The sequence below is a fragment of the Paenibacillus camerounensis genome (assembly GCF_000723885.1).
Taxonomy (GTDB): Bacteria; Bacillota; Bacilli; order Paenibacillales; family Paenibacillaceae; genus Paenibacillus_AQ; species Paenibacillus_AQ camerounensis.
On sequence record NZ_CCDG010000009.1, the window covers coordinates 24,401 to 34,347 of the forward strand.

Sequence of the window (9,947 nt, forward strand, 5' to 3'; positions counted from 1 at the left end):
TCATCACATTCTAGAGATGGAGGATAAGAACATGTTGCGATCAAAGGTCAGCACATCGGTAGTCCAGGCAGCCCTGCTGCTGGGAATGGTCAGTCTTACCGGCTGCGGAAGTAATCATTCGGCGGACAATAATACCGTGCATACGAACAGTGCCGGGGGTAATAACGGCAGCCGTATTCAGACGAATGCGGTAAGGGGCAACACTTATGACAAAATGGAGATGAGCCAGGAGCTTGCCAAGAAGGTCTCAGACATGCCGGAGGTCAGCTCCGCCAACGTCATGCTGGCCGGGAAAAGCGCCTATGTAGCCGTCAAGCTCGATGAGACCAACGGGAAGCCGCGAGATCTCAGCACACATCACTATCGTTCATACAGCTATGATGTCGGGAATCTTACCAGCCTTCTGCCCCGTTCCGGCGGGAATATGACGGGTCGGGCAGGCGGTATGGATGTAGGGAATATGACCGGAAGAACAGGCGGTATGGATAGTGGCGGGGTAACCGGGCGCGGCAGGGCAGCGGGAACACCGGGGGTTACAGGTATGGGCGGCTCTATGGCCGGAGTTCCTGCCGATCTGACCGGTACAGGCACAGCCGGGGGAACCGGTCTAGCCAATCCGCAGGGGTATACGGACGATGGTATGACCGGCGGCAACGGGGCACTGTTCGGCAGCAACTACACGGATGGAACGCGGATGAAGCGTGACATTGACGACAGCCTGGGGAACGGGATCGGTATCCGCAGTGTGGCTCCGGACAACAATTACCGGATGAGCGGCAACGAGGATGTGACCAAGGACATGAAGGACAGAATCGCCTCCGTGGTCAAAAAGCATAATCCGGGCATTAAAAATGTCTACGTCTCGGCCAATCCGGATTTCGTGGAACGCGCGGATTATTATGCCGAAGAGGCGCGTGCAGGCCATCCGCTGAAGGGCTTTGCGAAGGAATTCGGCACAATGGTGGAGCGGATTTTCCCGGCACACAGCGGCTACTAAGGCTGCTTCAGCAGCGGAAAGTTACTGAAATAGTAAATTGTCAGGCTCCGGTGTTATTTTAGAGAAAGCCTGCTCGCAAATCTTCAAAAAAAACAGAGCAGCGGTTCCCCGGTCCAAACCGGGCAAACCGCTGCTCTTGTTTTTATTTATATCTATAGAAGCGCCCGGCTCCGGTGCCGAAGGCACAATAAGGTTATACCGTTCTTTACCCGGCAGTAATCTCCCGGCCGCCGATCCATACGCCGCGCAGATGAAGCTGATCATCCAGCAGCAGGATGTCACCTCGTTTGCCGGCTTCAAGCGAGCCAATGGTCCGCTGCATGCCGAGCGAGACGGCCGGCGTAAGGCTGGCTGCCCGGGAAGCTTCCTCCAGGCTTAGCCCAACCTCCTGAACCAGATAACGGAAGCCGCGGATCATGGTCAGTGTGCTTCCTGCCAGCGCTTCGGGATGCTCCTTCAGGGTAGCTACGCCGCCGCTCACCAATACAGGCAGATCACCGATGGTGTATTCCCCGTCATCCAGCCCGGTTGCCGACATTGCATCAGTGATCAGCAGCAGATTGTCTTCGTTCTTGAGCCGGGCAATGATCTGGATCGCTGCAGGGTGGACATGAATTCCGTCAGCAATGATCTCTGCACGAATCCGCCCGTCGTACATTACAGCACCGGCTGTACCGGGCTTACGGTGATGCAGCGGTGTCATTGCGTTATACATATGCACCGCCTGATTCAGCCCGGCGTCTGCCGCGGCGACGACCTCCTCAAAGGTGGCATTCGTATGACCCAGGGCAGCTGTAATCCCGTGCCTGCGGAGCCAGAGAATGGCTTCAAGCGCCCCTTCACGTTCCGGCGCGAGCGTCACCTGGCGGATCAGTCCGGGATACTGAGCCTCCCAGGCTTCCAGCCAGTCGATATTGGCCGGAACAATATGTTCCGGATTCTGAGCGCCAGGCCATTTCGGGCTGATGAACGGTCCCTCCAGATGGACTCCGGCCAGCCGGGCATACGGCATCCCCGCTGCACGGTAGCTGTTGACCTCTGCCAGCACCCGGTCAATATCCGGTTTGGAGGCGGTCATGGTCGTTGCCAGCATCGTTGTTGTTCCCTGCGCGGCATGGAAGCGGGTAATGGCATCCAGAGCGCCGCTGTTGCTGTACATGAAGTCATGGCCGGCGCCGCCGTGGACATGCACATCGACGAATCCCGGAATCAGCAGGCTGCCGGGCTCCCCTCCGCTTGCGGACCAGCTGCTGTAAGCAGCCGGCAGCCAGGCGGCTTCGCCTGCGTAATGAATAGCCTCAGGGGAGACCGCGATTACGCCTTGTTCAATTAGTCCGGAAGGTGTCAGCACCTTGCCGTAGAGCAGCTGTCCTGAGACGGTTGCCGCAGTTGTTATTTCAGCCATTTGGCAGCTCCTTCGTCCAGCAGCACGACTACATTGGGATGGCTCTGCAGCAGCGAGGCCGGACACTGGGTCGTAATTGGACCTTCCAGTGCATTGCGGACCGCCTCCGCCTTCTCTTCACCGCGCACCAGCAGCACGATCTGACGGGCTTTGAGGATGCCGCCGATGCCCATAGTTACCGCCTGGCGGGGTACATCCTCCAGCTTGTCGAAGAAGCGGGCGTTGGCCTCCCGGGTTTCATCCAGCAGATCCACCACATGAGTGCCGCTGCTAAGGCTGGCATCCGGCTCGTTAAAGCCGATATGCCCGTTGCTGCCGATGCCGAGGATCTGCAGGTCAACCGGTCCGTTGTCTTCCAGCATCCGGTCATAGGTCAGGCACTCCGCTGCCGGATCAGGCGCATTGCCGTTCGGGACATGGGTGCGGGCGAGGTCAATATCAACATGCTTGAACAGATGCTCGTTCATGAAGCTGCGGTAGCTCTGGGGATGGTCCTCCGGCAGACCGACATATTCATCCAGATTATATGAGGAGGCTTTGGCAAAGCTGACCAGCCCTTTGCGGTGCAGTTCGACCAGTCTGGCGTAGACAGGGACCGGAGAGCTGCCGGTGGCAAGTCCGAGCACGGCTCTTGGATTGCTCTGCAGCAGGCTGACGATCAGGTTGGCGCCGGTTTCCGCGAAATCTTCCTGGCTCTTAAATGTAAGTATGTTCATTAGGATTGACCTCCCCGTTTATTACGGTAATGTTGGACGTTCAGATAAGACTGCTCCAGCTTGGGGATAAAGTCCCCGAACCGGGTGCTGACCATGCCGGTGAACAGAATATCAATGATGTGCAGCTGCGCGATCCGCGAAGCCATATCGCCCCGGCGCATGCCCTGCTCCAGCGAGGAGGAGAACAAAGGGATGTCGGCCAGTGTAGCCAGCGTGCTGCTGCCGTAAGACGTTAGGGATATAGTGGAGGCGCCGCTGTGCTTCGCACAGCCAAGGGCGTCAATCGTCTCCGGCGTTTCACCCGAATAGGAAATGGCAAAAGCCACATCACCTTTGGCGAGCGAGGAAGCCGACGTAATCTGCATATGTGAATCGGCAAAAGCCGTACAGTTCACACCAATGCGCACCAGCTTCTGATAGAAATCCTGCGCAACAATCGACGAGGTGGCCATCCCGTACAGATCTACCCGGCGGGCGTTGCATAATAAGGCTATAACACTCTGCAGCCGCTCCAGATCAAGCAGTGACGTTGTATCGCGGATAGAGGCCAGATGATTAGCCTGCATCGCCTCAACGATGAGAGAGAGAGGGTTCCCGGCCACGATATCCTGGTAGGAGGAGCCGCCATCCTGCGGCCCGGCATCACTGTGGGCAATCTCTGCGGCCAGCTTAACTTTGAAATCGGGAAAGCCCTTGAAGTGAAGCACCTTGCAAAAACGCGTAACCGTAGCCGGGCTAACCCCGCACTGCTCAGCCAGCTCTGTAATGCCCATATGGATCACTTCTCCGGGGGAGGCAAGAACACGCTCAGCCAGCCTGCGCTCCATCTGGGAGAAGCTTGCCTGCTCATGCTCCAGGGCATGCAGGATAGGAGACATGGCTCCACCTTCTTTTCTTTTTATCAACTGAAATTATTTTTAGTATTTATCTTCGTATATAAGAAAATTATTTTCATGATTAGCATAAAACAATTTGCTGCGGGATGCAAGCCGGTTTTTTAACCCGGATTTAAGGGGGCTTACCTCCATGCGGCAGCACGTTTTTTTACCTTCAAGTGCAACCGAATACGGCAGGATTTGAATGTCCGTATACAGGAGACTATTATCCTTGTGTAATATACAAATGATTAAAGAAATCCCTACAGATAAATACTTTTCTTATAAAAAAGTGTCTTTTACCAGTGGACATATTCACACCATGTGTTATAATGAAAGCGTAACCAAAAACATTGAAAAATTATTGATTTCATCGCTCAAGGAGGATGAAGGGAATGCTGGAAGTACTTAAGGAGCTTAAGAATCGGGTCATTGGATATTGGCAGCCGGAGTTAACCGGAGAGGACAGTTATCAGAACATGGAATACACGGTGCAGCGTCATCTGCATACACCGCCGTCGGCCAGCCCGCTGACTTATGAGGAACAGGCCCGGATCAAGACAATTATTTACCATTAATACAGGCATTTATACAGGCTGCACCAGATAGATAAGACTACCTATATCTTGTATATAATCAAAAGACCGCAATCCCGGAGAGCTTCCGGAGCTGCGGTCTTTCATTTTTAAGCCGGATCAGGAGCCTTCTTCTTCACTTCTGTACTCAAGCAGATCACCGGGCTGGCAGTCAAGCGCCTTACAAATTGCCTCCAGCGTGGACAGCCGTACCGCCTTGGCTTTACCGTTCTTGAGGATGGAGAGGTTGGCCATCGTAATGCCCACCCGCTCCGACAGCTCGGTTACGCTCATTTTCCGCTTAGCCAGCATCACATCAATATTTATGATTATCGCCATGTCGTCACCTCAGACCGTCAGGTCGTTCTCTGATTTTAGATCAATTGCTTCTTTCAGCAGCTTCTGGAGCACTGCAGCAAATACCGCAATCACCATCCCGGCAAAAATCAGGATCATCCCGATAACAATAATTCCCGGGGCATCATCCTTCTCCGCCATCAGGTAAAAGAGCGGCATACCCAGCACATACACGCCGCTAAAGGCCAATGCGCAGTATTTGATCTGCTTCAAGGCCTTCACAGACAGCTCCGAGAACGCCTTATTCCGGTCTATGTAGCTTAACAGCCTGAACGCCAGATACAATGCGAAGTAGAAGGGAAGCACCGAAGCGTATAAATCAAGCAGCACAAGCACCTTCAGATAAGCATGATCCGGATACAATTCTGCTGCAAACCCCGCAATCTCCGGTACCACAAAGATACACAAGGCCAGCACCGGAATACTGATGAGAATAAGCGCCGCCTTCAAAAAAAGTGTTGATCCGCGTTCCATAACAAGCCTCCCGCTAATGTATGATTATGAACCTAATTTATCATAATATTTATTGTCTTGCAATAAATATATAATGATATTAAACATTTAATTATTGTTGTGTTCTGCTGACTTTAGAGGCTATTCAGGATTGCCTGTTGCCTGCTGCCGGATTTCGCTTCAGCTTGTCTGTTACTGGACATCCGCCTGCGCCCAAATTGGATCAGCAACCGCACCATTAACATTGCGTTTACATAGTATGTTTTGACTGTATCCCTTTACCTTGTTATACCAAACAAACCCAGGGCAAGGAGGGGTGACACCATTGAAGGGGAACGATCATCACAGCAAATTTCTGCTAACGCATCGTGAGCGCGAAGTATTCGAGCTCCTCGTGCAAGACAAAACAACACGGGATATTGCCGGACTGCTATTTATTAGTGAAAAAACAGTTCGCAACCACATCTCAAACGTTATGCAAAAGTTAAACGTAAAAGGCCGTTCGCAAGCGGTTGTCGAGCTGATTAAGCTTGGGGAGCTGAAAATATAGCTGCCGTGCTTCAGGGATGACGCGTTTATGCCTCCTTTTATCCTGCGGGATGAGGGAGGTTTTTTGTTTGCCGGGATTGTGATTCCTGTCACAAGCTAATTTACGTAAAGTGATAAATTAAAGTCACTAATGTAATTCAGGAGGGTCCGTTATGGCCAGATACGAGCAGCAAAGATATTTTCTTAAATCTAATTTTCATGAATTCAAGCAGATTAGAACAGACAAAATCAAAGGAGTGCCCCAACCACCTATTGTTAAGCCTTTTGATCCGGACTCGCTCCTTATTGATTTGCCAAAAGCCGGCAGGGAAGTTGTGTGTAAGGACAATATTTTTGATTGTATAGACCAGAGAAGAAGCACGCGGTTCTATTCTGCGGAAACGCTCAGCTTAGGCGAGCTGTCCTATTTATTATGGGCTACCCAGGGGATTACGGGAATGAACAGCAATGGGCTTACCTTGCGGACAGTACCCTGCAGCGGAGCGACACATACGTTTGAGACCTATTTAATAATTATGCGGGTAGAGGGGGTTCAGCAGGGGATTTACAGATATCTTCCCTCCGGGCACAAGCTCCTGTTCATGTTTGAATTAGATCAGATGGAACAGAAGGTCGACGCTATTACGTTAGACCAGCCGTTCGTCCCGAATTTTGCGAAGAAGGCCGCTGTGCTGTTTGCATGGAGTACAACGCCCTACCGCTCCGAATGGAAGTATGACATCTCAGCCCACAAAAAAATCCTCATTGATGTCGGGCATGTATGCCAGAACCTGTATCTGTCCAGTGAATCTATCGGAGCCGGCACCTGCGCCATTGGAATCTACGATCAAAAGCTGATTGATGAGATTCTGGGCTTGGACGGCGAGGAGGAGTTCGTACTCTATCTTGGTGCAGTCGGGAAGAAGCGGGAATAGCAGATTGTAGTTTTTTTGTTGCGGCTAATGCTAAGGTGTGAGTAAAATAAAAATATTAAGTATATGGTAAGGAGGGGAACCATGAAAGATCCGAACATGCAAGAAAGAGCGGTTACTGGAACTGGTAAAGGGGTTCTGCCAGCAGTATCTGGATGAAGATTATGAGCAGCTTTCGTGTAAAATGGTCGAAAAGCTTGGACGCAAGCGGACAGTTCCCTTTATGAGCGGAAAGCTGGAAATCTGGGCGGCCGGTATCATTCACGCCATTGGTACAGTCAACTTTTTGTTTGATAACAGCTTTGAGCCTTGCGTATCCGTTCATGATATATGCGATTATTTCGGTACTACACAAAGCTCTACCTCACAAAAATCTAAATTAATACGTGACATGTTTAAAATGAGTCATTTTGGAGGCGAGTTTGCCACACAGGTGTCTCAACAACACAATCCGTTTAACAAGCTGTTCTCTGTAAACGGGTTTGTTGTCTCTGCTAATTTTTTTGAAGAAGACAAATAAGAAATTTATATTGGTGTTTAAGCCTTTCTTCATCTTCTGGGATGATGAAGAAAGGCTTTTTGCTGCGGGCAATCAGGCTTCAGCCAATAAAAAAACCGTCTGAGGCGGCCAGAGCTTTTGCTTATCCGGTCCGTCACGCCCTTGCGGTCACGCCGGTTTAATCCGGTAAGGTGTTACACATTCAGTGTAGCGTATGAAATGCGTTCCATAGCAAGCTTTTTACAATAAAAAATTTCCGGGGGAGGTGTGATAAAATAAAACCATTAACTATAAGCCTAATTTCAGGAGGAAGCTGCGCTGATGGCCAATATCAAGGAAATTGCCCGGATCGCCGGCGTTTCCGTAACCACTGTGTCCCGGGTGCTGAACAACCATCCTTATGTGAGTGAACCGAAGCGAGCCGCTGTGCTCCAGACGATAGAGCAGCTGAATTATGCGCGGAATATGAATGCGGTGCATCTGAGTACCGGGCGGACAGGGACGGTTGCAGTCATTCTGCCGTATATTAATTTGTTTTATTTCTCGGTGGTGATGGACGGGCTGGCCCATGAGGCACTGCTTGCCCAGTACCGGCTGATCCTCTGCCAGAGCAACTACGACGCTGATGAGGAGCTGAAGGTGCTTGAGATGCTGCGCAATAAAGAGATTGACGGTGTGGTGGTGGTCTCTACTGCACTGCAGCCGGAGGTGATTGAGGAGTATACGGGGTACGGGCCGGTGGTAACCTGTCAGAATAACGGGGAGCGGCGTTTTTCCTCTGTATATATTGAGCATTATGCGGCTTTTTGGCATGGGCTGGAGTATCTGAAGAACAAGGGTTACCGCAAAATCGGCTACTGCGAGGGCAGGCAGAACGGCAGCAGCGCCACGATCCGGCAGAGCGCCTTTCATGCTTTTCTTACTGAGCATAATCTGCCCTGCCGGCAGGAATGGATGGTATTTGACTGCCTGAAGGAGGAGGACGGGGCGGCGGTTGCCCGCTCGCTGCATCAGATGGAGGAACGGCCCGAAGTCTTCATCGTTACAGGTGACCATGTCGCCGCCGGACTGATTATTGAGGCGCGCAAGCACGGGCTGCGGATTCCGCAGGACGTCGCCGTCATGGGCTTCGACAACCAGCCGATCGGCCGGCTGCTCGACATCACCACGATCGACAACCACCTCTACGATATGGGCGCCGCTGCCTTCCGCATCATCCATGAGCAGATCCGCACAGGCAACCGGCAGCCTGTATACCGTAAGCTGGACTACGTGATCATTGAGCGGGGAACGGTGTAGGGAGCCGGTGCCGGTCAATATATTCAATATAATCCGCCGCGCTCTGCTCAATTTCTTCATCAGTGGCCTGAAAGGAGGCGCCGAAGACAGCGAAATAGGGAAGTGCCGTTGCACCGACATGGATGGCACTCGCTTTAAAAGGAGCAATAACCTCATCCACTGTAAAAGAGACTGAGCCGGCAGGCCGATAGTTCTCTTTTTTATCACCGATAGACACTGCAAGCCCCAGCTTCTTGCCGCGGAGCTTTGTTCCGTTTGAGCCGTAGGCCCAGCCGTGGGTGAATACGTCGTCCAGCCATTTTTTCAGCAGAGGCGGGTAGCTGTACCAGTATAACGGAAACTGGAAAATAATAAGGTCATGGGCTTCAAGCAGCTTTTGTTCTTTGGTAACATCGATCTTCCAGCCCGGGTACTCCTTATACAGCTCGTGAACTGTAATACGGTCCGGATGCTGGAGCAGCTCCTGTCTCCATCTTTTGTTGACTCTGGAGTGCTCCATATCAGGGTGCGCCAGTATCACCAGTGTGTTCATAGTCTCACCTTTCTTCTATTGAATGTTTGGTTTGCTGCAGCTGCTTCTATTATTTTTCGATTCAGGCAAAATGTAAATACACACAATGAAGTAACCTGGTTACCTCAAAGTGTGCATTGGATACAGCAGGGATGTGTGCGATGATAGAGGCAGGCGGTAGAGAGTAACCGTATATTTTTGTCCACGGACGGGGTGATTCTATTGAAGCAATATCATTTAGGTATCGAAGCCACGCTTGAGATTCTCGGCGGGAAATGGAAGGCGCTGATTGTATGCCTGTTAATTCCCGGTATGAAAAGAACAAGCGAATTACAGCGCAGCATCCCCGGCATCTCGCAAAAGGTGCTGATCCAGCAGCTGCGTGAGCTTGAACGTGACGGAATTATCGGCAGACATGTACATCAGCAAATGCCTCCCAAGGTGGAGTATTATATAACGGAATACGGGATTACAGCGAACCGGATAATTGACCTCATGTGTGTCTGGGGCAGAGAGAATATTGAGCGGAGGCGGCAGCAGGGCGAAGAGGTGGAGCTGCTGGAGACTGAGTCCTGAAAGATTTGCTTCACGAGCCTGATACGGCCAAGGGGCGGACCGTTCGGGCTTTTTGGGCAGGCAGGCAGGCAGGCCCCCCTTCTACGCTGAATTTAGTTGGAAAAATGCACACTATTTGTGCTCTTTTTGCCTGAATTAGGTAATTAGGTGGAAAAAGGTTACTTAATTCCGGTGATAACACTGGTTAGAGCCCCCATGTGAGGTATTAGTGTACTAAAATCCAC

Annotated in this window: 13 protein-coding genes; 7 read left to right on the top strand and 6 right to left on the bottom strand. The window is 51.5% G+C overall.

Annotation, left to right across the window (positions count from 1 at the left end):
* Positions 1-31: 31 nt before the first annotated feature.
* Positions 32-997, top strand: a complete 966-nt coding sequence (locus BN3772_RS03885) for a YhcN/YlaJ family sporulation lipoprotein (protein ID WP_042196872.1) — start codon at positions 32-34, stop codon at positions 995-997.
* A 205-nt stretch (positions 998-1,202) separates the two neighbouring features.
* On the opposite strand, the gene nagA is transcribed toward BN3772_RS03885, so the two are convergent.
* The 3 genes from nagA to BN3772_RS03900 are packed head-to-tail and all read right to left on the bottom strand — an operon-like array spanning position 1,203 to position 3,996.
* Complete coding sequence (gene nagA / locus BN3772_RS03890; protein ID WP_086074388.1) at positions 1,203-2,402, bottom strand: N-acetylglucosamine-6-phosphate deacetylase; 1,200 nt, start codon at positions 2,400-2,402, stop codon at positions 1,203-1,205.
* On the bottom strand, positions 2,390-3,118 hold the full coding sequence (nagB, locus tag BN3772_RS03895) for a glucosamine-6-phosphate deaminase (RefSeq protein ID WP_042196874.1): 729 nt from the start codon (positions 3,116-3,118) through the stop codon (positions 2,390-2,392). The genes nagA and nagB overlap by 13 nt, the downstream gene beginning before the upstream one ends.
* Entirely contained in the window at positions 3,118-3,996 is an 879-nt protein-coding gene (locus tag BN3772_RS03900; RefSeq protein WP_042196876.1) for a MurR/RpiR family transcriptional regulator, read from the bottom strand. Before BN3772_RS03900 ends, nagB begins: the two co-directional genes overlap by 1 nt.
* Positions 3,997-4,388: 392 nt before the next feature.
* Between BN3772_RS03900 and BN3772_RS03905 the strand changes: the two genes are divergently transcribed.
* Positions 4,389-4,571, top strand: a complete 183-nt coding sequence (locus tag BN3772_RS03905) for a hypothetical protein (RefSeq protein WP_042180241.1) — start codon at positions 4,389-4,391, stop codon at positions 4,569-4,571.
* 117 nt (positions 4,572-4,688) lie between these two features.
* Here BN3772_RS03905 and BN3772_RS03910 read toward each other — a convergent pair whose 3' ends face one another.
* Both BN3772_RS03910 and BN3772_RS03915 read right to left on the bottom strand, forming a co-directional pair.
* Positions 4,689-4,907 (bottom strand): helix-turn-helix domain-containing protein, encoded by a 219-nt coding sequence (locus BN3772_RS03910; RefSeq protein WP_039876701.1) that lies wholly within the window; start codon positions 4,905-4,907, stop codon positions 4,689-4,691.
* 9 nt (positions 4,908-4,916) lie between these two features.
* Positions 4,917-5,399, bottom strand: coding sequence for a DUF2975 domain-containing protein (locus BN3772_RS03915; protein ID WP_042196878.1), 483 nt, complete (start codon positions 5,397-5,399; stop codon positions 4,917-4,919).
* Between the two features lie 304 nt (positions 5,400-5,703).
* Here BN3772_RS03915 and BN3772_RS03920 point away from each other — a divergent pair, with 304 nt between their 5' ends.
* The 4 genes from BN3772_RS03920 to BN3772_RS03935 all read left to right on the top strand — a co-directional run bounded on the left by BN3772_RS03920 (position 5,704) and on the right by BN3772_RS03935 (position 8,636).
* Entirely contained in the window at positions 5,704-5,928 is a 225-nt protein-coding gene (locus tag BN3772_RS03920) for a helix-turn-helix domain-containing protein (RefSeq protein WP_039876697.1), read from the top strand.
* Between the two features lie 151 nt (positions 5,929-6,079).
* A complete protein-coding gene (locus BN3772_RS03925; protein ID WP_042196880.1) occupies positions 6,080-6,841 on the top strand; it encodes a SagB/ThcOx family dehydrogenase in 762 nt (253 codons plus the stop codon).
* A gap of 121 nt (positions 6,842-6,962) precedes the next feature.
* Complete coding sequence (locus BN3772_RS03930; RefSeq protein ID WP_425280413.1) at positions 6,963-7,358, top strand: DUF6398 domain-containing protein; 396 nt, start codon at positions 6,963-6,965, stop codon at positions 7,356-7,358.
* A gap of 300 nt (positions 7,359-7,658) precedes the next feature.
* A complete protein-coding gene (locus BN3772_RS03935; RefSeq protein WP_042196884.1) occupies positions 7,659-8,636 on the top strand; it encodes a LacI family DNA-binding transcriptional regulator in 978 nt (325 codons plus the stop codon).
* Here BN3772_RS03935 and BN3772_RS03940 read toward each other — a convergent pair.
* A complete protein-coding gene (locus BN3772_RS03940; protein WP_042196887.1) occupies positions 8,614-9,168 on the bottom strand; it encodes an NAD(P)H-dependent oxidoreductase in 555 nt (184 codons plus the stop codon). The two genes, BN3772_RS03935 and BN3772_RS03940, sit on opposite strands and share 23 nt — an antisense overlap.
* Positions 9,169-9,369: 201 nt before the next feature.
* On the opposite strand from BN3772_RS03940, the gene BN3772_RS03945 reads away from it, so the two are divergent.
* Positions 9,370-9,723: a winged helix-turn-helix transcriptional regulator gene (locus BN3772_RS03945; protein WP_042196890.1), complete on the top strand. Its 354-nt coding sequence runs from the start codon at positions 9,370-9,372 to the stop codon at positions 9,721-9,723.
* The last annotated feature ends 224 nt before the right edge of the window (positions 9,724-9,947 follow it).